At 71.3% G+C, this 22085-nt stretch carries 21 protein-coding genes and 1 tRNA gene; 13 read left to right on the plus strand and 9 right to left on the minus strand.

Going from position 1 to position 22085, the window contains the following annotated elements:
* Positions 1-16 precede the first annotated feature (16 nt).
* A complete protein-coding gene (locus tag ACVDFE_RS39630; protein WP_458434017.1) occupies positions 17-940 on the plus strand; it encodes a proline dehydrogenase family protein in 924 nt (307 codons plus the stop codon).
* Here the strand turns inward: ACVDFE_RS39630 and ACVDFE_RS39635 are convergent.
* A complete protein-coding gene (locus ACVDFE_RS39635; protein WP_458434018.1) occupies positions 927-3347 on the minus strand; it encodes a hypothetical protein in 2421 nt (806 codons plus the stop codon). The two genes, ACVDFE_RS39630 and ACVDFE_RS39635, sit on opposite strands and share 14 nt — an antisense overlap.
* A 185-nt stretch (positions 3348-3532) precedes the next feature.
* Here ACVDFE_RS39635 and ACVDFE_RS39640 point away from each other — a divergent pair, with 185 nt between their 5' ends.
* The 4 genes from ACVDFE_RS39640 to ACVDFE_RS39655 all read left to right on the plus strand — a co-directional run bounded on the left by ACVDFE_RS39640 (position 3533) and on the right by ACVDFE_RS39655 (position 7542).
* A complete protein-coding gene (locus ACVDFE_RS39640; protein WP_458434019.1) occupies positions 3533-5176 on the plus strand; it encodes a bifunctional 3'-5' exonuclease/DNA polymerase in 1644 nt (547 codons plus the stop codon).
* 155 nt (positions 5177-5331) lie between these two features.
* Complete coding sequence (locus ACVDFE_RS39645; protein ID WP_458434020.1) at positions 5332-6714, plus strand: carbohydrate-binding protein; 1383 nt, start codon at positions 5332-5334, stop codon at positions 6712-6714.
* A 55-nt stretch (positions 6715-6769) separates the two neighbouring features.
* Positions 6770-6841 (plus strand) — tRNA-Val (locus tag ACVDFE_RS39650).
* A 62-nt stretch (positions 6842-6903) separates the two neighbouring features.
* Positions 6904-7542, plus strand: coding sequence for a helix-turn-helix domain-containing protein (locus ACVDFE_RS39655; RefSeq protein ID WP_458434022.1), 639 nt, complete (start codon positions 6904-6906; stop codon positions 7540-7542).
* On the opposite strand, the gene ACVDFE_RS39660 is transcribed toward ACVDFE_RS39655, so the two are convergent.
* Entirely contained in the window at positions 7535-8362 is an 828-nt protein-coding gene (locus tag ACVDFE_RS39660) for a hypothetical protein (protein ID WP_458434024.1), read from the minus strand. The genes ACVDFE_RS39655 and ACVDFE_RS39660 overlap by 8 nt on opposite strands.
* Before the next feature lie 152 nt (positions 8363-8514).
* Here ACVDFE_RS39660 and ACVDFE_RS39665 point away from each other — a divergent pair, with 152 nt between their 5' ends.
* From ACVDFE_RS39665 to ACVDFE_RS39680, 4 genes are read left to right on the plus strand one after another with little or no spacing between them, the layout of a single operon-like run.
* The gene (locus ACVDFE_RS39665; RefSeq protein WP_458434026.1) at positions 8515-8937 is read left to right on the plus strand and encodes a hypothetical protein; all 423 of its coding nucleotides are present in this window, start codon (positions 8515-8517) and stop codon (positions 8935-8937) included.
* A gap of 7 nt (positions 8938-8944) precedes the next feature.
* On the plus strand, positions 8945-9523 hold the full coding sequence (locus tag ACVDFE_RS39670) for a DUF3558 domain-containing protein (protein WP_458434027.1): 579 nt from the start codon (positions 8945-8947) through the stop codon (positions 9521-9523).
* A 3-nt stretch (positions 9524-9526) separates the two neighbouring features.
* Positions 9527-10852, plus strand: coding sequence for a PPE domain-containing protein (locus ACVDFE_RS39675; RefSeq protein WP_458434028.1), 1326 nt, complete (start codon positions 9527-9529; stop codon positions 10850-10852).
* A 9-nt stretch (positions 10853-10861) separates the two neighbouring features.
* Positions 10862-11641: an ESX secretion-associated protein EspG gene (locus tag ACVDFE_RS39680; RefSeq protein ID WP_360400926.1), complete on the plus strand. Its 780-nt coding sequence runs from the start codon at positions 10862-10864 to the stop codon at positions 11639-11641.
* A 6-nt stretch (positions 11642-11647) separates the two neighbouring features.
* Here the strand turns inward: ACVDFE_RS39680 and ACVDFE_RS39685 are convergent, their stop codons facing one another.
* The 6 genes from ACVDFE_RS39685 to ACVDFE_RS39710 form a co-directional block, all read right to left on the minus strand.
* Positions 11648-12808 carry a lactate 2-monooxygenase gene (locus tag ACVDFE_RS39685; protein ID WP_458434029.1) on the minus strand — a complete coding sequence of 387 codons (1161 nt, stop codon included), beginning with the start codon at positions 12806-12808 and terminating at the stop codon, positions 11648-11650.
* Positions 12809-12848: 40 nt separating this feature from the next.
* The gene (gene secD / locus ACVDFE_RS39690; protein ID WP_458434030.1) at positions 12849-15008 is read right to left on the minus strand and encodes a protein translocase subunit SecD; all 2160 of its coding nucleotides are present in this window, start codon (positions 15006-15008) and stop codon (positions 12849-12851) included.
* 48 nt (positions 15009-15056) lie between these two features.
* Entirely contained in the window at positions 15057-15383 is a 327-nt protein-coding gene (locus ACVDFE_RS39695) for a hypothetical protein (protein WP_458434031.1), read from the minus strand.
* A complete protein-coding gene (locus ACVDFE_RS39700) occupies positions 15383-16330 on the minus strand; it encodes a tetratricopeptide repeat protein (RefSeq protein ID WP_360400938.1) in 948 nt (315 codons plus the stop codon). Before ACVDFE_RS39700 ends, ACVDFE_RS39695 begins: the two co-directional genes overlap by 1 nt.
* Positions 16331-16601: 271 nt before the next feature.
* Positions 16602-16994 carry an NUDIX hydrolase gene (locus tag ACVDFE_RS39705; protein ID WP_360400941.1) on the minus strand — a complete coding sequence of 131 codons (393 nt, stop codon included), beginning with the start codon at positions 16992-16994 and terminating at the stop codon, positions 16602-16604.
* 9 nt (positions 16995-17003) lie between these two features.
* Complete coding sequence (locus ACVDFE_RS39710; protein ID WP_360400944.1) at positions 17004-17585, minus strand: FMN-dependent NADH-azoreductase; 582 nt, start codon at positions 17583-17585, stop codon at positions 17004-17006.
* 82 nt (positions 17586-17667) lie between these two features.
* Here ACVDFE_RS39710 and ACVDFE_RS39715 point away from each other — a divergent pair, with 82 nt between their 5' ends.
* Together ACVDFE_RS39715 and ACVDFE_RS39720 are read left to right on the plus strand one after the other, a co-directional pair.
* Positions 17668-18141 (plus strand): MarR family winged helix-turn-helix transcriptional regulator, encoded by a 474-nt coding sequence (locus tag ACVDFE_RS39715; protein WP_458434032.1) that lies wholly within the window; start codon positions 17668-17670, stop codon positions 18139-18141.
* Positions 18142-18261: 120 nt separating this feature from the next.
* On the plus strand, positions 18262-18933 hold the full coding sequence (locus tag ACVDFE_RS39720; protein ID WP_458434033.1) for a hypothetical protein: 672 nt from the start codon (positions 18262-18264) through the stop codon (positions 18931-18933).
* Here ACVDFE_RS39720 and ACVDFE_RS39725 read toward each other — a convergent pair.
* Positions 18930-20117 (minus strand): NAD(P)/FAD-dependent oxidoreductase, encoded by a 1188-nt coding sequence (locus ACVDFE_RS39725; RefSeq protein ID WP_458434034.1) that lies wholly within the window; start codon positions 20115-20117, stop codon positions 18930-18932. The two genes, ACVDFE_RS39720 and ACVDFE_RS39725, sit on opposite strands and share 4 nt — an antisense overlap.
* Positions 20118-20295: 178 nt before the next feature.
* On the opposite strand from ACVDFE_RS39725, the gene ACVDFE_RS39730 reads away from it, so the two are divergent.
* Both ACVDFE_RS39730 and ACVDFE_RS39735 read left to right on the plus strand, forming a co-directional pair.
* Positions 20296-20496: a hypothetical protein gene (locus tag ACVDFE_RS39730; protein ID WP_360400956.1), complete on the plus strand. Its 201-nt coding sequence runs from the start codon at positions 20296-20298 to the stop codon at positions 20494-20496.
* Positions 20497-20569: 73 nt separating this feature from the next.
* Positions 20570-22069: an AMP-binding protein gene (locus tag ACVDFE_RS39735; protein ID WP_458434035.1), complete on the plus strand. Its 1500-nt coding sequence runs from the start codon at positions 20570-20572 to the stop codon at positions 22067-22069.
* Positions 22070-22085 lie beyond the last annotated feature (16 nt).

Raw genomic sequence — 22085 nt, forward strand, 5'->3', positions numbered from 1 at the left:
CCCGAGGACGTGAACCATGTTGCGCTCCAGCCTCCTCCTGGCGTCCCGCAGCGCGGGTACCCGCAAGCTCGTCGAGTCGACGCCGCTGACCCGGCCCGTCGTCGAGCGGTTCGTCGCCGGTGCCGACGTCTCCTCCGCGATCCACACGACCGCCGAGGTGCTCGGTGACGGTCGCCTGGTCACGCTGGACCACCTCGGTGAGGACACCGTCGAGGAGTCGCAGGCGAACGACACCGTCGAGGCGTACCTGACGTTGCTGGCGCAGCTGGAGCGGCACGGGCTCACCGACGGCGCCGAGGTGTCGGTCAAGCTGTCGGCCGTCGGCCAGTCGCTGCCGGTGGACGGCGAGAAGATCGCGCTGGAGAACGCCCGCCGCATCTGCGCCGCGGCCGCCGTCGTCGGCACGACCGTGACGCTCGACATGGAGGACCACACCACCACCGACTCGACGCTGGGCATCCTGCGCGAGCTGCGGGTGGACTTCCCGTGGGTGGGTGCGGTGCTGCAGGCCTACCTGAAGCGCACCGAGCAGGACTGCCGCGATCTCGCGCACGCCGGTTCCCGCGTGCGGCTGTGCAAGGGCGCCTACCAGGAGCCTGCTTCCGTTGCGTACCAGGACAAGCACGACGTCGACCTGTCGTACGTGCGGTGCCTCAGGGTGCTGATGGAGGGCGCCGGCTACCCGATGGTGGCCTCGCACGACCCGCGGCTGATCGCCATCGCCGCCGACCTCGCGTCCGCGCGGTCGAAGGACACCTACGAGTTCCAGATGCTGTACGGCATCCGGCCGGAGGAGCAGCGGCGCATCGCGTCCGAGGGCAACCGGATGCGCGTCTACGTGCCGTACGGCGACGAGTGGTACGGCTACTTCATGCGCCGGCTCGCCGAGCGCCCCGCCAACGTGGCGTTCTTCGTGCGGTCGCTGCTCACGACCAGCTGAGCGCGCTCTCGGCCGCGGCTGCCGTCTCCAGCGCGAACTCCAGCTTCGCCTCGTCGCCCACCTCGCGTGCGATCCGCACCGCGCGGTGGGCGAGCCGGAGCGCCTTGTCGACCTCGAACCCCGTCTCCACGCACAGCCTGCTGTAGATGGTGAGCGCGTCGGCGTACCCAGGTTGCTCGTCCAGCTCCGGTCCGAGCAGGTGCCACAGCACGATCGCGGTGTGCGCGGTGTTCCTGGCCTCCTCCTTCCGTTCCGCGGCACGGAGCTTGCACGCGTGCTGCTGGAGCGCGGCGAGGTGGGCGACCGGTCCGGTCTTCGGGATCAGCACCCGCCACACGCCGAGCGCGAACTCCGATGCCCGCAGCGCGCGGACGTGGTGGTCCGCTTCGGAGAGTGCACGAACCACCGGTTGCAGACCCGGTGCCAGTTTCGTGCCGAAGAAGTCGATGAGCTGTGACGGCAGCCGGTCGCAGATCTCCAGGAACTCGTCCGCGTGCCGCAGCGCCTCCTCGTGCCGGTCGTGCAGCAGCTCCTGCTCGGTGAGGACGGCGAGGGCGAGCACCAGGTCGACCTGGTTCCACACGAGATCCCGTGCGACCAGTTCCCGGTGCACCGCAACGGCTTCCTCCGCCGCGTGCAGGTCGTCCGCGACGTGCACCACGGTGAGCAGCGCCGTGCCGAGGCCCTTGCGGTCGTCCGTCTCGCGCCACAGCATCACGGCCTCCTGCGCGACCAGCCGGGCGTCCGGGTCGCCGAGTTCGTGCACCGCCCTGCTGTACCGAGTCAGCGCGTCCGCCAGCTCCGAGCGGAACGTGTCGGGGTTGACGACCGCGAGCCTGCGGAACAGCTCGACGGCCTCCCGCAGCGTCTCGCTCGCGGCCTCCGCGCGGCGCAGGTCGGTGAGCATCACACCGGCCATGGCGAGGTTGCGGGCCAGCTCCGGTTCGAACCGCGGGTCCTCCTGGGCGAGCACCCGCCAGTTCGCGATGGACAGCTGCATCGACTCGGCGGCGTGCTGCTTCTCGCCCTCGGCGTGGAAGCGGCGAGCCATCGCGGCGGCGACCCTGGCGTAGTCGCCGCGGAACAGCGAGGGGTGGTTCTTCGCCAGCTCCTGGAAGAGCAGGGTGGCGCGGCTGAGCGCCGTCATCGCCGCCTCGTCCTGGTGCAGCGCCTGGTAGCGGTAGCTGATCTGCTCCAGCGCGGACGCGAGCTGCGGGATGGTCTCCGGGTCGTCCTCCGCGATCTCGCGCCACAGCCCGATGGCCTCCTCGGAGACCTGCAGCACCTCGTCGCGGCGCTGGGCGTTGATGAGCCGCAGGCCGAGGTCCCCCAGCGCGTCCGCGAGCAGCGGCCGGTTCTCCGGGTCCCGCCGCGCCAGCTCCCGGTAGCACTCGACCTCCTGGCGGGAGGCCTCGACGGACTCGTGCCGCAGCCCGCACACCATCGTGCGGGCGCTGAGCATCCCGTACATCTCGGCGCGTTCCAGGGTGTCCTCGGCGCCCTCGATCAGCCTGCGGGTGAGCATCGACGGAATGGCGTCGGTGGCGAACCGCTCGTCGCGGAAGAGCCGGCGGGCCAGGTGCTCCGCCGTGGCGCGGGAGCCGATCTCCGCGGTGATGCGCAGGCTGTCGCGGGCCATGTCGCGGACGACCTCCGGGTGCTCGGCGACGAGCCGGTCGAGCCGCGGCCGCAGTGCGGGCCAGCGCAGGGCGGCGCGGGCGAGCAGGTCGGGGTCCGGGGAGTCCGGGGTGGCCACGGCGAGGTAGTCCTCGGCGATGCGGCCGGTGCGTGGACCGCTGTCGCGCCGGAGGAGCTGGCGGACGAGCTGGGTGCGGTTCACCTCGCACGGGTCGCCGTGCACCGCGGTGAGCGCGGCCATGTGCAGGTCGAGGGTGGTCTCGTCGGCGATGTTCGGCGGTGGTTCGTCGGGTGCGGTGACGCCGAGCTGCTTGGCGAAGTGCTCGCAGGCGAGGGTGAACGACTCGGCGCGGTCGGCCGGGCTCGGCGGGAGCGCGAGCTCGGTGACCTCGTGGTCGAAGTCGGCGACGCGCTGGCGGGTCGAGGACCACCACCAGCCCGTGATCCGGCTCGCCAGCAGCACCCTGGTGCGCTGCGGGCCGTGCCGCAGGGTGTCCTGGAGCTGCTCGAAGACCTGTTGCCAGGTGCGGCGGTCGGCGTCGTCGAGGACCAGCAGCCGCCCGTGCGCGTCGTCGTCCCACAGCTCCGCGAACCGCTGGAGCAGCCGGGTCTTGCCCGCGCCCGCCGGGGCGTGCACGAGCAGGGACGCCTGCGGGACGGGGCTGTCGCGCCACGCCACGAGTGCGTCGAGTTCGGGTTCTCTGCCGTGAAAGGGGACCACCTGGTGGGTGGGGTCCAGCAATGCGGCGACGCTGAGTGCTCGGTCCACGGCTTCATAGTCGGCCGGTGGTCAGGTGAGGGACAGCAAGACCACACCATCGGGGAATCTTCGCGTTTTTCCTTCACTCCTTCGCTGGCTGGCTTGGAGGAACTCCAACGGAATTGTGGTGCTGACGGCGGTGTAGATGGCCGGCTCGACCGAAATTGTCAGACCCCCTGGGCACAATCAGAGGCGTGCTGGTTTCCCTCGTCCCCGAAGCGGACGGCGCGGGGCGGTGGCAGGAGCTGAACGACGACGGGACCCCGGCGGGTCCCGCGACGTCAGCGCCGTCACTGGCCTCGGCCGTCGCGTCGCTGGAGCGCGCCCACAGACCGCGGTGGCTGTGGGCGGACACCGCGGAGGCCTACCCCGCGCTGCTGGCGGCCGGCGTGCGGGTGGACCGGTGCTGGGACCTGCACCTGACCGAGGCGCTGCTGCTGGGCGCCGAGGGCAGGCACCGCGAACCGCGCGAGCTGCCGGCGGCGGTGGCGCGCGCGTTGCGCCTGCCCGCGCCGGCGGACGTGGGCCCGCGCAAGAAGGACGTCGCGCTGACGTTGTTCGAACCGGAGCCGGTGGAGCTGCCCGGCGGCACCGACGAGCTGGCCGCGCTGTCGCTGGTCTTCCAGGCGCAGCAACGCAATCCGGCGCTGTCGCTGCTGATCGCGGCCGAGTCGGCGTCGGCGCTGGCGGCGGCGGAGATGACCCACCACGGGCTGCCGTGGCGGGAGGACGTGCACCTCGCGCTGCTGGAGGACCTACTGGGCCCGCGCCCCGGCCCCGGCGCGCGGCCGAAGGTGCTGCAGGGGCTGGCTGACCGCATCCGGGAGGCGTTCGGCGGCTACGACGTGAACCCGGACGCGCCGGCCAGCATCGTGCGGGCGTTCAAGCGCGTGGGCATCGAGGTGTCGTCCTCGCGGCGCTGGGTGCTGAAGAAGGTCGACCACCCCGCGGTGGCGTTGCTGGTGGAGTACAAGGAGCTCGCGCGCCTGTGGGCGGCGCACGGCTGGTCGTGGCTCGACACGTGGGTCTCGGCAGGGCGGTTCCGCCCGGAGTACGTGGTCGGCGGCGTCGTCACCGGCCGGTGGGCCTCCCGCGGCGGCGCGGCTCTGCAGATCCCGCGCCTGCTGCGCCAGGCGGTGCGCGCGGACGACGGCTGGCGCCTGGTGGCCGCCGACGCCTCCCAGCTGGAGCCGCGCATCCTGGCCGCGCTGTCCGGCGACGAGAGGCTGATCGACGTCTGCGGCGACGACGACCTGTACGCCGCGCTGGCCGCGGACTCGTTCAAGGGCGAACGCCCCCGCGCGAAGATCGCGATGCTCTCCGCCATGTACGGCGGCACCTCCGGCGAGGCCGGCCCGCTGCTCGCCGTGCTGCGCAAGCGCTTCCCGATCGCGGTCGGTTACGTGGAGGCCGCGGCCCAGGCCGGCGAACAGGGCCGCATGGTGCGCACCCGCCTCGGCCGCACCTCCCCTGAACCGTCCGCGTCGTGGCAAGACCTGGTCAACGGCGCCGACGACGCGGGCAACGTGTCCAGCTCCTCCCGCCAGGCCGCCCGCAACTGGGGCCGCTTCACGCGCAACTTCGTGGTGCAGGGCAGCGCCGCGGACTGGACGGCCGCCCTGCTCGGCGTGCTGCGCACCCGGTTACCGCGCGAGGCGGCGCTGGTGTTCTTCCAGCACGACGAGGTCCTCGTGCACTGCCCGGCAGCCGACGTCGACGGGGTGGTGGCGGCCATCGCGGAGGCGGGCCAGGCGGCGACCCGGCTGCTGTTCGGCGACACACGGGTGCGGTTCCCGATGAACGCCGTGCCGGTGGAGTGCTACGCGGACGCGAAGTGAGGGCCGTCGGCAAGATCCGCGCACCTCGCGTGTCCAAACGAGACGTAGCGGCACCAGCGCGCTTTGTGGCCGTTCGTCCGAATGGCCGCTTGTCCACGGGTCGTGAGAGCGCTCTCATAAATGGACTGCACCCGTGACAAGGAGGTCACTCGCGCATGAGGCAACGCAGTCGCATCCTCGCGGCCACGACAGCTCTTCTTGCCGCGGTACCCCTGGCGATCGCCGCCATGTCCGCCAACGCTTCGATCCCACCCCCCGCAGCGGGATGGACGCAGGTGTGGGGCGACGACTTCAACGGAGCGAGCGGAACCCTGCCGTCCAGCTCGAACTGGATCTTCGACCTGGGCCACGGCTACCCCGGTGGACCTGCGAACTGGGGCACCGGGGAGATCCAGAACTACACGAACAGCACCAACAACATCAAGCTCGACGGTGCCGGCAACCTGCGCATCACCGCGCTGAAGGACGGCGCGGGCAACTGGACGTCGTCGCGCATCGAGACCCAGCGGTCGAACTTCAAGCCGGCGCCGGGCGGCAAGCTCGCCATCGAGGGCCGCATCCAGATGCCGAACGTCACCGGTCAGGCGGCGCTGGGCTACTGGCCGGCGTTCTGGGCGCTGGGCTCGCCGTTCCGCGGCAACTACTGGAACTGGCCGGGCATCGGTGAGTTCGACGTGATGGAGAACGTCAACGGCATCAACTCGGTGTGGGGCGTGCTGCACTGCGACGTCGCACCCGGCGGTGCGTGCAACGAGTTCACCGGCATCGGCAACTCGCGGGCCTGCCCCGGCGCGTCGTGCCAGACGGCGTTCCACACGTACCGCTTCGAGTGGGACGACGCCGGGAAGTCCTTCAAGTGGTTCGTCGACGGCCAGCAGTACCACACGGTCACGCAGGCCCAGCTCGGCGCGGGCGTGTGGGACCGGATGACGTCGCACGCCGGGTACTTCATCCTGCTGAACCTGGCGATGGGCGGCGCGTTCCCGAACGCGTTGAACAACAACCAGCCGACCCCTGTCGCGGCCACCCAGTCCGGACACTCCATGGTCGTGGACTACGTGGCCGTCTACACGGCTGGCGGTTCGACGACGACTCCGCCCACGACCACCACGACGACCTCGAACCCCGGCGGTGGTGGTTCGGCGTACAGCGAGCTCCAGGCGGAGAACGCCTCCGAGCGGTCCGGCGGCTCGGTGGCACCGGCCGAGGGCGGTTCGGGTGTCCACCAGATCGCCAACGGCGGCTACCTGAAGTTTTCCGGCGTCAACTTCGGCTCCGGTCCGGCGCGGCAGTTCTACGCCCGCGTCGCCTCGGGTGCCGCTGGCGGCGTGAGCGGTCTGGTCGAGGTCCGGCTCGGGTCGCGCACGGCAACCCCCGTGGGGTCGATCGCGGTGGGTAACACCGGGGGCTGGGACTCGTGGAGGACCATTCCCGCGAACATCTCGAACATCTCCGGGACGCACGACGTGTACGTGACGTTCACGAGCGGCCAGCCGGCGGCGTACGTGAGCGCGAACTGGGTGAAGTTCGGCCTCTAGACCCTCGTGTTCGCCGGGCCGTGCCCGTCCGCTAGAATCTCGTCCTGCACCACGAGGACGATTAGCTCAGCGGGAGAGCACTACCTTGACACGGTAGGGGTCACTGGTTCAATCCCAGTATCGTCCACGTTTCTCGCGCTCATGGCGCCGCATCCCCCGGGATGCGGCGCCTTTTGCTTTGATTGACCCGTGTACGCCGAACGTCCCGCCCCCGCCGGTCTGGCCTGCCTGTGGACGCGCACGGTGTCGTCGGAGACCGTGCAGCGGGTGGTGCCCGACGGGTGCACGGATCTGATGTGGACACCCACGACGGGCGCGTTGTCCGTGGCCGGTCCGGACACCCGCGCGCAGCTCGCTTCCGTCGCGCCCGGCACGTTGTACGGGGTGCGGTTGCCGCCCGGCGCGTTCCCGTCGGTGTTCGGCGTGCCGGCGTGCGAGGTGCGCGACCTGCGGGTGCCGCTGGCGGAGCTGGTGCCGTCCGCGCGGCTGTCTGCGTTCTCGGAGGTGGTGACGTTCTGCGCGGCCCGCGTGGTCGTCGACCCCGCTCTCGCGGGTACCGCCGCGTTGCTGCGCACCGGTGACGTCAGGTCGGCGGCCTGGGACATCGGGCTGAGCGAGCGGCAGCTGCGGCGGCGGTGCCTGGACGCGTTCGGCTACCCGCCCAAGGTGCTGCAGCGGGTGCTGCGCTTCGACCACGCCCTGCGCCTGGCGTGGACCGGCCGCCCCTTCGCCGCGGTCGCCGCCGACGCCGGCTACGCCGACCAGGCGCACCTCTCCCGCGAGGTGCGCGCGCTGGCCGGTGTGCCGCTGGGGCAGCTGGTCAGCTGATCCGGCCGTAGCTGCGCAGCGTGAGCAACGCGTCGATCGTGGCGATGGACCGCCACTCGAACGTGACGACCGGCGTGAACGCGGGGAAGCCGAAGTTCCAGCCGCCGTCCTCCTGCTGCCCCGCACGCAGCTCATCGAGGTCGCGCTCCAGCTCCGCCTCGCTGAACCACGACCGCGCCAGGCCGCCGGCCCGCGCCGCGAAGAAGTGCGGCGCCATGCCCTCCCCCTGCGCGTACCCGTCCGTGCTGGGCTTGAGCTGCCCGATCCGCGCCGCCGCGAGCGCCGCCCGTTCCCGGTCCGGCACCTCGTCGAGGAACATCACCGCGGCCCGCAGCTCGTACGGGTGGGTCTCGCCGAGCGCCTCGACCTGCCGCCAGCAGTAGTCGGTGGCCCGGTCGAGCCACGGGTGGGTGACCCCCAACGCGTGCAGGGCCGCCGCGATCTGGGCGGTGAGCAACAACCCGCCCTGGTCGTCGAGCGTGACCCACGGCGCCACCGGGTGCCCCTTCGACGTGGACAGCCCGAACGGCACACTCCCGTCGGGACAGGTCGCATCGAGCCAGCTCAGCACCGACCCGGCCGGTTCCGGCGCGCTGACCTCGGCGAACATCTGCAACGCCCGCAACGCGTGCAACGGCTGGCTCGTCGGTCCCCGGTGGTCCGGCTCCAGCCCGTGCCCGTACCCGCCGTCGTCGTTGCGGAAGGCCAGCACCGCCCGCACCACCGCGTCCCCGCTGCCGCCGTCGAAGGCGTACTCGAACCACCGCTGCTCCAGCGTGCGGGCGTTGTGCCAGATGAAGTCCCTCGCGCGTTCGATCATGCCTGCGAACCTAAGCCGCCTGGTCGCGCCACGTCTTGGACGAAACGGCCATGTGACCAGGTCAGCTCACTCGTTCGCCCGCCGGGGGAACCGGCGCTGTGCAAAAATCCTCCAACAGGGGTGTGTGGAAGTTCTGAGGGGAGCTGGCCGAGATGCTGATGTTCGACGCGATCACACCGTGGGCCGTGAGCGGCGCGGTCGGCGCGGCAGCCGGTGCTGCTGCCGCCGCGGCAGGTGCGGCTGCCGGTGCCGCCGGTGCCGGGACCACGAGGTTCGCGGTCGACCCGGACCAGGCGCAGAAGATGATCGACGGCCTCGAAACGGCCGCGAAGCAGCTGAAGGGCCTCATCCGCGAGGCGGAGTTCCTCACGAGCACCGGCGCACCCGGCCCCGACCCCTACAGCGGTATTGCCACCATCGCGATCCGTCGAACCGCCGGTGAAGAACCCGGCGGCTACGCGTGGGCGAACAAGAAGGCAGTGGAAGCCCTCGAAGCGACGGTCGCGAACATCAAGAAGGCTCTCGCGGAGTACCGCGGCACGGACGACGATGCGATGAATGCGATGGGAAGGTAAGTCCGCCTTGAAGCGCACCACTTTGATGGCGATCTTGTTCGCGGCGACGGCTCTGGCCGGCTGCACGAGCATCAACGGCGGCAACCCGACCACCGGCAGCACGCCGCCTCCGGCCACGGAGACGAGTGAGACGAGTTCGACCGGGTCCCCCGCCGCCAAGCTGGACCTCGACAAGGTCAAGGGCAACGCCTGCGACCTGCTGACCGCCGCGCAGATCACCGCTCTGGGCAACGTCGAAACCAAGTCGAGGACGAGCTCGACCGGTCCGGTGTGCACCTGGGAGGGCAAGTCGCTTCTCGACGACTCGACCTACGAGGCGAGGATCGCCGCTGACCAGGTCTACGACAACCAGCTGGCGAGCTCGCGCAGCGCCGCGGTCTTCAGCGAGAAGACCATCGACGGCGTCCGGACGTTCAGCAGGGACAGCACGGACGGCTCCCGCAGCTGCCTCACCATCATCGAGGCGGGCGAGAAGGGCACCATCGGAGCGGCGGTCGACGTTGCGAAGAACAAGCTTTCGGCCCAGAAGCCGTGCACGGAGAGCGAGAAGCTCGCGGCGGCAGTCATCGGAAATCTGAAGGGGTAGGCCATGGCTGGGGATGAGCCGAACATCGCAACCTTCGCCCTGCTCCCGTTCGCGGGCGGCGAGACGATCTACAACTGGTTCGACAAGGGCAAGGGCCCGAGCCAGAGCACCGCGCCGGCCAGTGACGGCTGGCGGACCCTCGCGAGCAGCCACAACGACATCGCCGAGATCATCAACAAGGCGGTGCGCGACTCCGGCGCAGCGTGGGAGGGCCAGGCCGGTGACGCGGCCCGCAGCACCACCTCGCCGCTCGCGACCTGGGCGGACATGACCGGCAAGTCCGCTCAGGACGCCGGCAACACGGCCGACTCCATCGGTGAGGCGTACACGAACGCCAAGTACCAGATGCAGAAGCCGCCGGAGGTCCCCGACAAGCCGTTCCTCAACGACTTGGCCCCGTGGGACACCGACTACGACAAGGCCGTCGAGAAGAACCAGCAGGTCAGCGAGCAGAACATCCGCGCGTTCAACCAGTACGCGGAGGCGGTGAACCAGAGCACCAACCAGATGCCGACGTTCATCTCGCCGGACGCGACCGACGCGAACATGCAGGAGCAGAACAACCGGTCGATCGACCGGGTCACGCCGCCGAGCACGCAGCCGCCGCCCATCGGCAGCAACCCGCCGCCGGGCACGGGGACGCCGCCCGGTACCGGCACGCCGCCGGGCATCGGTGGCCCCGGTGACGACACCGGCACGTCGGGCTGGAAGCCGCCGGGCTCCGGTGGCGACGACACCAACCCGTCGCAGCTCAACCCGAACGACCCGCGCAACCGGCCGCCGGTCTTCGTGGACCCGAACGACCCCCGCAACCGGCCTCCCGGCCTCGATCCCACCATCCCGCCGGGCGGGCGGTTCGACCCCAACGACCCGCGCAACCGGCCGGGTGGGCCGAACGACCCGCGCAACCGGCCCGGTGGGCCCGGGGTGCCCGGCGGTGGCCGGCCCGGTGGGGGCGGTGGTGGCGGTGCCGGTGGTGGCATGCGGCCGCCGGGTGCCGGTGGCATCGGTGGTGCTGCCGCGGCCGGGCTCGGCAAGGGGCCCGGTGGCATGGGCGGCATGGGTGCCGGTAGCGGCTTCGGTGGTGCGGCCGGTGTGGCCGGTGCCGAGCAGGGACGTGGTGGCGCCGGTGGCTTCGGGCCCGCGGGTGCGGGTGCGGCCGGTGGTCGTGGTGCCGCGGGTGCGGCCGGCATGGGCGGCATGGGTGGTGCCGGAGGCCGCGGTCAGGGTGACGAGGACAAGGAGCACAAGTCCGCGTCGTACCTGCAGGAGACCGAGGACATCTTCGGCGACGGGACGATGGTCGCTCCGCCGGTCATCGGCGGTTAAGGGGGAATTGTGCTTCGGAGCAGGGTCGCCATCCCTGTCGTCGCGCTGTACCAGGCGTGGCAGGTCGCGGGTCTGCCGCAGCTGCACAGGGCATTGGTCACGCAGGTCGACTTCGACTCGGAGTCGCTCGAGGAGGGCGACCTGAGCGGGTTGGAACGGCTGCAGCGCACGGCGTGGGCGCAGCTGGAGCAGACCGGGCTCGCGCGCGGCGGGGAGATCCACCCGGACCTCGCCGGCGCGTTGCGGCTCGTGGTCGAGGCCGGTGCGGAGTACTGGGCGTTCTTCAGCCAGAAGGACGGTCCTCAGCAGGCGGTCCTGGTCGTGTCGAACGGCCAGGACGCGCTGCGGGTCGTGCTGACGCCGGACCAGCTCTTCGTGCTGGAGCCGGTGCGGGCGGACGAGGCGCCGCAGTCGCTGGTGGCCGCGCTGCCGCCGACGCCGGCCGGGAAGGGCGCGCCGATCACGTTGCCGGAGGACGCGTTGCAGCAGAAGCGGCAGCCGTCCTACGAGGACACCGGCTCGTTCCTGCAGCAGAGCCGGCCGACCAGCACGCCGAACGACCAGCTGGTCGCGCAGCTCAAGACGATCATGTCGGAGCCTCGGACCGGTGGCGGCCAGCTGTACTCGGCCAAGCGCGACCACACCGGGCGCAAGCAGCGCTGCGCCGCCCCGCTCACCTACCTCGACACGGTGAGCGGGCGGTACGTGGCGGCGAAGAGCGAGGGCTGGCTGCGGGTGCAGCCGGCCGACTTCGGCACGCTCGCCCGGCTCACCGCGACGATGCCGTAGCGGGACTCAGGAGAACCGCAGCGCGTCCGGGCCCAGTTCGGCCGGGCTGCGGTGACCCGAGAGCCCCAGGGTCAGGTCGAAGTCCGCGAGCAGGCCGCGCAGGACGTGCTTCACGCCGACCTGCCCGCCGTGCGCCAGCCCGTACGCGAACGGCCGCCCGACCAGCACCGCCTTGGCACCCAGCGCCAGCGCCTTCACGACGTCGGCGCCGGTGCGGATGCCGGAGTCGAACAGCACGTCGACCTGCTCCCCCACCGCCTCCACGACGGTGGGCAGCACGTCGAGCGACCCGACGGCGCCGTCGACCTGGCGCCCGCCGTGGTTGGACACGACGACACCGTCCATTCCGGACTCGACCGCTTTGCGCGCGTCGTCTGGGTGCTGGATTCCCTTGAGGACGATCGGTCCGTCCCAGTGCTCGCGCAGGAACGCCAGCCGGTCCCACGACTTGTCGGTGCCGGTGAACAGCTGCACCCACCGCAGGATCGCCATCGGCAGGTCCTCCTCCGGCGACTTCGCGAGCCCCGCGCGGAAAGCCGGGTCGCTGAACGGGATGGCGGTCCCGACGCCGCGCAGGAACGGCAGGTAGGCCTGGTCGAGGTCGTGCGGCCGCCACGCCAGCGTCCACGTGTCGAGGGTGACGACCAGCGCCGTGTACCCGGCCTTCTTCGCCCGCTCCAGCAGCGACGCGCAGACGTCCTGGTCGTTCGGCCAGTACAGCTGGTACCACCGCGGCCCGGCGCCGGACGCCTCCGCGACCTCCTCGATCGTGTGCGACGACGCCGTGGACAACACCATCGGCACGCCCAGCTCGGCCGCGGCCCGCGCGGTGGCGAGCTCCCCGTCGGGGTGCAGGATCGACTGCACGCCAACGGGTGCGAGCATCACCGGCGCCGGCAGCTCGGTGCCCAGCACCGTGACGCCGAGGTGCCGTTCGGTGGCGTCGGTGAGCATCCGCGGCACGATCCGCACCCGGTCGAAGGCCTCGCGGTTCGCCCGCACGGTGGCACCCGAGCCCGCACCTCCCGCCACGTACCAGAACGGACCCGGTCCCAGCCGGGACCGCGCGGAGTCCTCCAGCGCGTCCGGGTCGGTGGTGAACGGCGGCACGGTGCCGCCGAGCCCCTGGAGGTAGATCTCGTTCTGGTACGCGGCGAAAGAGGTCATGGCCCCTACTCTGCTACGAGTCCCGCGGCGTGAGGAAGAGCTACACGCGGGCTCCCGCCGGTGCCTTGCGGGTCGCCGCCCGCACCGGGCGCGGCCATCGCTGCTCCAGCCAGATCGCGACCGGCGCCGCCGTGACCACTGTGGACATCGTGCCGAAGATCAGGCCGATGAGCAGGGCGGTCGCGAAGTTCGCCAGTGAGCCGTCGCCCAGCACGAGCAGTGCGGCGAGCACGAACAGCACGCCGATGCCGGTGTTCACGGTGCGTGGCACGGTCTGGACCACGGCGTCGGAGACCACGTCCTGGTAGGCGGCTTTCAGGCGGGAGCCGCGCAGGGTGCGGAGGCGGTCGAAGACGACGACGGAGTCGTTGACGGAGTAGCCGATGACGGTGAGCAGGGCGGCGAGGAACACGCCGTCCGCGGTCTTGCCGAGCCACGCGAAGATGCCGACGAGGACCAGCACGTCGCTCAGCAGTGCGGCGACCGTGGCGACGCCGAGGCGCCAGTCGAAGCGGATGGCCAGGTAGCCGAGCTGGGCCGCGACGGCGATGGCGAGGCCGATGACGGCGTTGCGGCGCAGTTCGGAGGACAGCGACGGGCCGATGAGCTCGTTGCTCGACTGGCGGGCGCCGCCGTCGACCGCGGAGTTCACGACCTCGCCGATGCGGTTCGAGGCGGCGTCGTCGATCGGGCCGGTGCGCAGGGAGACGTCGCTGCCGGAGGACGACACGACGACGTCCTCGAAGCCCGCGTCGGCCAGTGCGCCGCGGACGCGGCCGGCGTCGACGGGGCCGCCGGCGGTGAAGTCGAGCATGCGGCCGCCGGTGAACTCGACGCCCAGGTTGAGGCCGCGCAGGAGCAGGCCGGAGACCGCGACCAGCACCAGGACGGCGGCGCTGCTCAGCCACAGCCACGGGCGGCGGTACAGGACGAGCTTCAGCCTCGACCGGACGAAACCGAGCGAGTCCAGGCCGCTCAGCCGGGGCCGCTTGGCCACGAAACGCGTGCCCATCGCCCACAGCACCAGCACGCGGGACAGCACGAGCGCGCTGAACATCGACGCGAGGACACCGATGGTCAGCGTCACGCCGAAGCCGCGCACCGGTCCGGTGGCCAGCCAGAACAGCAGGCCGGCTGCCAGCAGCGTCGTCACGTTGGAGTCCGCGATGGCGCTCAGCGCACCGCGGAAGCCCGCCTCGGACGCCCGCCGCAGGTTCGCCTTCCGCGCGTACTCCTCGCGGGCCCGTTCGAAGATCAGGACGTTCGCGTCGACCGCCATGCCGATGGCCAGCACGAAGCCGGCCAGGCCCGGCAAGGTCAGGGTCGCCCCCACGGCCAGCAGTCCGGCGTAGGCGACACCCGCGTAGCCGACCAGGGCGACGACGGCGAGGAAACCGGCGAGCCGGTAGGCGAAGACGAGGAACAGCGAGGTCAGCGCGATGCCGATGATCGCGGCCTGGGCGCTCGCGTCGATCGCCTCGGCGCCGAGGGTGGCGCCGACCGTGCGCTGCTCGATCACCTCGACGGGCACGGGCAGTGCGCCGGAGCGGATCACCAGGGCCAGCTCGTTGGCCTCGGCCTGGGAGAACCGGCCGGTGATGGTCGTGGCGCCGCCGGGCTGGCCGCCGCCGCACGGGGTGTCGGTGCTGACCTCGGGTGAGGAGACGACGTTGCCGTCGAGCTTGAACGCGATCTGGCGGCCGGGGTCGCCGGAGGGCACGCAGGCGGCCTCGCCGGTGACCTTCTGCCACGTCTTGGGCGCGTCGCCCTGGAACTGGATGTTGACCACGTAGCCGGCGCCCTGCTGGTTGCGCACGGCGGTGGCGTCGGAGATGCCCTCACCGGTCATGACCTGGGCGCCGTTGCGTTCGACGGTGAGCTGGGCGGTGCGGCCGAGGACCTTCACGGCCTCTTCCGGGTCCTGCACGCCGGGCAGCTCGACGACGATCCGGTTCTCGCCGGAGCGGGCCAGGACGGGTTCGGCCACGCCGAGCTCGTCGACGCGGCGGCGCAGCACTTCGAGGGCGCGGTCGGTGGAGTCGGAGTCGCCCTTGGCCTCCAGGACGATCTGGGTGCCGCCGCGCAGGTCGAGGCCGAGGCGGGGATCTGTGGTGAGCAGCAGGAAAGCGGAGGCGACGAGGACGCCGAGCGACAGCAGTGCGCGCACGAGCAGCCCTCGTCGCGCGGTGTCGCGCGACATGGGTTGGGAGAGCCTTCCGGGAGGAAAGTGGTGGCTGAGAACGCGGTGTCAGCGACCGGAAGGCGGTGAGCGGTCCCGCTGCGGGGTCCAGCGGACGCCCTCGGGCGTGCGGTGCACGCGCCGGGTGAACGCGACGAGGAACCGGACGGGCAGCGCGGGCTTCGCGACCGGCGGCACGTCGGCGGCGAGCTGGGCCAGCGGCACCTGGGCGGCCTGCTGGTTGTGCGGTTTGGGGGCGGCTCCTGGCAGGTTCGCCACGTCGTGCGTGTGCTGCACGACCGAGCCCCCGACGTGGGCGGCGGGTGCGGGCGCGGCGAGGACGAACAGCTGTCCGAGGAACAGCATGATCGCGAGCGCGACCGCGTTGCGCCGCATCACCGCCTCCTGCCTCCCCCGACGTAGACCAGGGCGCCGCCGACCACGGCGCACAACCAGGAAAGCACAAGAGGCTGCATCGTGGTGGCGCCCAGCACCAGCGCGACGGTCCAGCCGGCGAGCAACGCGGCCGACGCGCCGAGCAGCGACACGGTCACGGCGAGCTTGCGCAGGTGCCACAGCGCCTTGAACGGCCGCAGCCGCAGGCCCACGACCAGGCAGCCGAGCACCAGCGCGGAGGTCAGGAACGCCAGGTAGGGAGTGGGGCGGGGCATGCCGGCGAGCAGCGCCAGCAACCCGCCGCCGACCAGCAGCAACGCCAGCGTGCGCAGCGACCGCCACACCTGCGCCTTGTTGAGCTGCGCGGGCGGCTTGGCGGTGCGGCGGCGCTGCACGGTGGCGAGGTTCGCCTTCGAGTCGGCGTCGGACGGGTCGAGCTTGATCGCCTGGCGGTAGGCGTGCTCGGCGGTGCCCCAGTCGCGCATCCGCAGCGCCGCGTCGCCGAGGACCTGGGCCGCGCGGACCTCCGACGGTGCGAGCTGCGAGGCGTGCAGTGCGGCGTCGAACGCCTCCACCGCGCCGTCGGGGACGTCGGCGAGCACCTCGGCCAGCACGACGTAGCCGCGCCAGTCGCCCGGCTTCTGCCGCACGGCCTCCCGTGCCGCGACCGCCGCCTCGGGGTGGCGGCCCAGGTCGCTCAGCGCGAGCGCGGCCAGCCGCTGCGACCAGGCCCGTTCCCCGTCGAGCACCATGGCGCGCTTGGCCGAGTCGAGGGCGGGACCGGGTTCGCGCAGGTCGAGGTGGGCGGCGGCGAGCCGGCACCAGGCCTCGGCGTGCCGAGGGTTCGCCGTCACGAGGGGACGCAGCAGGTCGATCGCCTGCCGCGGCTTCCCCGAGGCGGCGAGCTCAGCGGCGCGCAACAGCACCGCGGTCGTCGGCTCGGACACGCCGCCCAGTGTGACAGCGCACCACGGCACCTCGAACGGGTGACTGCCTGGGCACTCTTCGCGCTGGTCAGCGTGGTCGTGGTGGATGTGGATGTGGACGCGCGGGGACCGGGTGCGCCGCTTCACTGCGCACGAGGCCCCCGCGCGATCGACGGCCGGTCAGATGGAGTGACGGGCCGCGATCCCTGCCGCACCTGCTGCAACGACGGACCGCGGCCGGTGAGTCCCGGTTGCACCGAAAGTCACGCGCATCACGTGGCAAGCGCTTACCTCAGGTCAGCAGGCCCGCCTCGTGCAGGTGGGCGAAGATGATCCGGACGACCGGTGAGATCCGGTCCACGTCGGCGGTCGTGAGCCACGCGAGCTCCTCGATCTCGCTCGCGGCGGCCAGCTCCCCCGTGAACGACGCCGTGTAGCAGGTCATCCGCACGGTCACCCCCGACGAACGGCCGTGCGCCTGCGCCTCGAACGTCCCGACGTGCCGCGCCGAGGCGGCATCGATGTCGACGGACAGCTCCTCGCGGATCTCGCGCACGAGCGTCTCGACGTCGGTCTCCCCCGGCTCGCGCTTGCCACCGGGCAGGTAGTACGTGTCCTTGCCGGCCGAGCGGGTGCCGAGCACCCGGCCGTTCTCCAGCAGGATCCAGGCGATCTTGTCGATCATGCCGCCAGGCTAGGCGGACGCGAGCTCCTTGACCACGCGGTGCGCGTCGGCCAGCGACTCCACGGCCAGCTCGCGGAACTGGTGCATCTGCGGCACCACGTCGGCCAGCGTCAGCTCGGCGTGCACGAACTCCAGGGTGCGGTCCAGGCCGATCATCGACAGCACGGCCCGCAGGTACGGCTCCTGGAAGTCGAAGCCCTCGCGCGGCGTGCCCGGCTTGTAGGAACCACCGCGCGCCGTCACGACGACGACCCGCTTCTCCCCCAGCGGCCACGTGCCGTCCTCGCGGGCGAAGAACTCCGAGGTCGCGACCTGGTCGATCCACGCCTTCAACGTGGACGGGATCGAGAAGTTGTACATCGGCGCGCCGATCAGGAGCACGTCGGCGGCCTTGAGCTCGGCGGTCAGCTCGGCCGCGATCCCCTGCTCGGTGCCGTCCTTGTGCGGCACGGGCACGGCGTGGAGGTCCCGGTAGGTGTAGCCGCCCTCCGGGTTGGCCGCGCGCCAGCTGTCGGCGAAGGCCCTGGTGATGTCGCGGGTCACGGACCCGTCGTAGCGGATGCTCGAGTCGAGGTGCAGCAGGTTGGTCATACCCAGAACATACGAGTGAAGAACTTCCGAGTCAAGATGTTCCGAACTGAGAACATCTCCTCCGGGAGGTAGGATGGGTCACATGCAGGAGCAGCCGGAACTCATCGCCGCGTGCGCGGAGAAGTGGGACTTCAACTGGCTGCTGCACCGCGCCGCCCAACGCGTCGGCGCCGCGTTCGCCGAGGAGATCCAGCGGTTCGGCATCTCCCTGCGCGGCCAGCTGATCCTCCAGGCGCTCGCCACCGAGGAGGCCCAGCGCACGCAGCTCGCGCTCGGCGCCATGCTCGGCCTCGACAAGACGACGCTGACCAGCGAGCTCGACAAGCTGGAACGCGCCGAGCTGCTCGTGCGGGTACCCGACCCGTCCGACCGCAGGGTGCGCACGCCGGTGATCACCGACAAGGGCCGCGCGCTGCAGAAGGAGGCGGGCGACGCGCTCGCCGAGGTCGAACGCGCCTTCCACGCCCGCTTCTCCCCGCAGGAGATGGAGACCATACGCAAGGCCCTGCAGGACCTGTCGCGCGGCGAGGGGCCGACGCACGGCTCCTGCATCTAGCCGGACTCAAAATTCCGCGTTCAGGTCCAGCTCAGGTCTCCGACGTGGGCGAATTGTGTCGAGCCATGCGCCTGATATCCGCACTATGTGCTACGTTGATGCTGGGAATACTGTGCCTTCATGCTTGAACAAGTTTTTCACGTCGGCGACAAGGTCGTGACCAGGTTCGACAACGGCCAGTGGATACCTGCCCGCGTCATCAGAGATCGGTATCGTGAGGACATCTCCGTCCATGAGCGCGTACGGGTCACCCTCTGTCTCCCGGAATTGACTTCCGTCAACAACGGCCTTCGGTTTCTGCCCGTGGGAACGCCGACGTTCTGGGACTTCCACCCTCGGGACGTGCGGTTGGTCGACCGCGATCCCGGCTGGTCACCGCATGCCACCCCGCCGTTCTCGACCCCGCCGGAGTACGAGGTGCTCGGAGGAAGCCGACCTTCCCCTCTGGCCAACCTGCCGGGTTTGACCCAGCTAGGCGCCTACACCCCGTCAACGCACTACGAATCGGACGATCCGGTGTGGGTGTGGGAGACGACATGGAAACCAGCCACCGTCATAAGTGCATCGGAGCGTTGGATCCGCATTCGTTACCGGAACAACTTCCGGGACAAGCGCGGCAACGTCGTGAGGGCCTATCGACCACCACGGGTCTGGCCCGTCCTCTGCGAACATTCGGCGCCGACACGCGAGTTCCGCATCGACGCCGAATGGCTGCCGCCGACGGATCGGCGCCCATTCTTCCTAGGCAGCCTTGCGCCGGGTCAGGCGCACACCGAACGAACTGACGACTAGGCCAGCGACCCCAGGTCGGCCTCCCGCAGCTGGGTCGGCGTCACCGTCGCCTGCGCGTCCACCAGGGCCTGCAGTGCCGTGCCGTGGTCCCAGACGTTGACGTTCATGGCCGCGCGCAAGCGGCCGTCGCGCAGCCAGAACGCGATGAACTGCCGCGACTCCAGCTCGCCGCGGACCACCAGCTCGTCGTCAGGGCCGGCCAGGCCGCGGTACTCCATGCCCAGGTCGTACTGGTCGGTGAAGAAGTACGGGGACTTCTGGTACGGCTCGTCGAGGCCCAGCAACGAGCCGGCGACGTGGGTGCCCTGGTCCTTCGCGTTCGCCCAGTGCTCGACGCGGACGCGGTGGCCGTACCGCGGGTGGTCGTGGGCCGCGATGTCGCCGGCCGCGAACACGTCGGGTGCCGAGGTGCGCAGGGTCGCGTCGACGGCGACGCCGCCGGCGGCCAGGTCCAGGCCGGCGGTCTCGGCGAGCTCCAGGCGGGGTGCGGCACCCACGGCCAGGACGACGACGTCGGCCAGCAGCTCGTCGCCGTTCCCCAGCACCACGCCGGACGGGGAGAAGCGGGCGACGCCGGTGCCCAGGCGGAACTCCACGCCGTGCGACTCGTGCAGGCGGCGGAACATCGCGCCCACCTCCGGTCCGAGCACGCGCACCAGCGGTTCGGCCAGCGGGTCCACGACGGTGACGCGGCAGCCGTGGCCGCGGGCGGCGGCGGCCACCTCGCAGCCGATCCAGCCCGCGCCGATCACCAGGACGTGCCGGTCCTCGCGCAACGCCGAGCGCAGGGCGTGGGAGTCGTCCAGCGTCCTGAGCACATGTCCTTGTGCGCCAGGAAGAACGCGTGGGCGGGAGCCGGTGGCGAGCAGCAGCCGGTCGTAGGTGCGGACGGCGCCGTTCGAGTCGACGAGCGCGTGGTCGCCGGGGCGCAGCTCCAGCGCGGAGACGCCGAGCTGGAGGTCGATCTCGTTGTCGGAGTAGAAGCTCGTCTCGTGCACCCAGGCCGGTTCGGCCGCCTTGCCCAGCAGCACGTCCTTGGACAGCGCGGGCAGTTCGTACGGGCGGTGCAGCTCGGTGCCGAGCACGGTGATCCGCCCGCCGAAGCCGCGGTCTCGGAGCGCGCCCGCTGCCGCGGCACCGGCCAGACCGGACCCGACGATCACGATGCGTTGCGGTTCCGCCATCTTTCACCCCTTCAGGTGACGTGCTCTCGTCTCACGTGCGACGCTATCCGCAGCTCGGCGCGGTCGCGCGGCGGAGAAAGCGAAAATCTCCGTCATGACCCTGGGTCACGTGCGTCTCAGTGATGCGAGCGCCCGGGGCCGTCCGGGCCGGCGCCGGACGAGCTGGAGGAGCACACCCGTGGGAGCCAATGAGGAGTGGCAGGTGAGCTGCCGCGACATCGCTTCGCGCCGACGGGACATGACGGTGTTCGTCAGCCAGGGGCACATCGTGATCAACGTGCCGCCGGGCGAAGCCGCCGTGTTGACACCGCTGGAGGTCGGCCGGCTGCGGGCCGCCCTGCGCGAGGCGGTCGTGGCCGCCTCGAACACCGAGGCCTGAACCGGATCAGCACCTTGTGATCGCGATCACACCGTTACCTACTCGCAAGTAGGTAAGTGGCAGAGTGGGGCGCATGCTGACCCGCGTGCTGCTGACCCTGGTCAAGGCCGGAGTGATCCGCCCGCTGGGCCCGCGCGGGCTCGCCGCCACGGCGACCGGGTTCCTCCACTGGAACATCACGCTCGCGTGGGGGTACCAGACCGGCGCCGGGCGCCACCCGGACCGCGCGGCGATCATCGACGACGACGGCGTGCTCACCTACGCCGAGGTCCACGAGCGCACCACCCGGCTCGCGCACGCCTTCCGCCAGAGGGAACGCATCGGGCTGTTGTGCCGCAACCACCGCGGCTTCATCGAGACGCTCACCGCCTGCACGAAGATCGGCGCCGACGCCGTGCTGCTCAACACCGGCCTGAGCCGCGGTCAGCTCGCCCAGGTCGCGCAGGACCAGCGGATCGACCGGTTCGTCGCCGACCGCGAGTTCGCCGACGTGCTGCCGGACCGCCCCACGATCTTCACCGACGAGCTGGAGTCGTTGGCCCGCACCGGTTCCGACGCACCGCTGCCCCGCCGTCCCCCGCGCGGACGCCTGATCATCCTCACCTCCGGCACCACCGGCAGCCCCAAGGGCGCGCGCCGCCCGGAGCCCGCGAGCCTCACCCCGGCCGCCGCCCTGCTGTCGCGGATACCGCTGCGGCACGGTGACGTCATCTCCATCACCTCGCCGCTGTTCCACGCCTGGGGCCTCGCCGCGTTCCAGCTCGGGCTCGTGCTCGGCGCCACCCTCGTGCTGCGCCGCCGGTTCGACCCCGAGCAGGCGTTGCGCGACGCCGAGCGGTGCACCGCCATGTTCGTCGTTCCCGTTATGCTGCAACGGATGCTGGAGACACCGCACCGGCCGAAGCTGCGGGTCATCGCCTCCAGCGGCTCCTCGTTGCCGCCCAAGGTCGCCACCCGCACCCTGGAGGAGTTCGGACCCGTCCTCTACAACCTCTACGGGTCGACGGAGGTGAGCTGGGCGAGCATCGCGACACCGGAGGAGATGCTGCGCGACCCCGGAACCGCGGGTCAGCCGCCGCTGGGCACCCGACTGGCCATTGTGGACGAGCACGGCGCACCGGTGGCCCCCGGCGAGACCGGCCGGATCTTCGTCGGCAACGAGATGCTGTTCGACGGCTACACCAACGGCACCAGCAAGGAGTCGCTGAACGGCCTGATGTCCACCGGTGACCTCGGGTACCTGCGGGACGGCCTGTTGTTCGTGGCCGGCCGCGACGACGAGATGATCGTCTCCGGCGGCGAGAACGTCTACCCGCGCGAGGTCGAGGACCTGCTCTCCCAGCTCGACGGCGTCACCGAGGTCGCCGTGCTCGGTGTGGCGGACGAGGACTTCGGCCAGCGCCTCGTGGCGTACGTGGTGGGCGACGAAACCCTGACGGCCGACCGGGTGCGCGACCACGTGCGCGCGAACCTGGCGCGGTTCTCCGTGCCCCGCGAGGTCTTCTTCGTCGACGAGCTGCCCCGCAACGCGGCGGGCAAAGTGGTGAAACGGCAGCTGCGGGGAACGGGCTAGAGTCTGCCCCCGGAGT

Source organism: Lentzea chajnantorensis, from assembly GCF_054300775.1.

Coding starts and splice junctions, on each gene's coding strand:
- ACVDFE_RS39630 (WP_458434017.1), top strand. CDS start 17: ATGTTGCGCTCCAGCCTCCTCCTGGCGTCCCGCAGCGCGGGTACCCGC.
- ACVDFE_RS39645 (WP_458434020.1), top strand. CDS start 5,332: ATGAGGCAACGCAGTCGCATCCTCGCGGCCACGACAGCTCTTCTTGCC.
- ACVDFE_RS39660 (WP_458434024.1), bottom strand. CDS start 8,362: ATGATCGAACGCGCGAGGGACTTCATCTGGCACAACGCCCGCACGCTG.
- ACVDFE_RS39665 (WP_458434026.1), top strand. CDS start 8,515: ATGCTGATGTTCGACGCGATCACACCGTGGGCCGTGAGCGGCGCGGTC.
- ACVDFE_RS39675 (WP_458434028.1), top strand. CDS start 9,527: ATGGCTGGGGATGAGCCGAACATCGCAACCTTCGCCCTGCTCCCGTTC.
- ACVDFE_RS39685 (WP_458434029.1), bottom strand. CDS start 12,808: ATGACCTCTTTCGCCGCGTACCAGAACGAGATCTACCTCCAGGGGCTC.
- secD (WP_458434030.1), bottom strand. CDS start 15,008: ATGTCGCGCGACACCGCGCGACGAGGGCTGCTCGTGCGCGCACTGCTG.
- ACVDFE_RS39695 (WP_458434031.1), bottom strand. CDS start 15,383: ATGCGGCGCAACGCGGTCGCGCTCGCGATCATGCTGTTCCTCGGACAG.
- ACVDFE_RS39705 (WP_360400941.1), bottom strand. CDS start 16,994: ATGATCGACAAGATCGCCTGGATCCTGCTGGAGAACGGCCGGGTGCTC.
- ACVDFE_RS39710 (WP_360400944.1), bottom strand. CDS start 17,585: ATGACCAACCTGCTGCACCTCGACTCGAGCATCCGCTACGACGGGTCC.
- ACVDFE_RS39715 (WP_458434032.1), top strand. CDS start 17,668: ATGCAGGAGCAGCCGGAACTCATCGCCGCGTGCGCGGAGAAGTGGGAC.
- ACVDFE_RS39720 (WP_458434033.1), top strand. CDS start 18,262: ATGCTTGAACAAGTTTTTCACGTCGGCGACAAGGTCGTGACCAGGTTC.
- ACVDFE_RS39725 (WP_458434034.1), bottom strand. CDS start 20,117: ATGGCGGAACCGCAACGCATCGTGATCGTCGGGTCCGGTCTGGCCGGT.
- ACVDFE_RS39735 (WP_458434035.1), top strand. CDS start 20,570: ATGCTGACCCGCGTGCTGCTGACCCTGGTCAAGGCCGGAGTGATCCGC.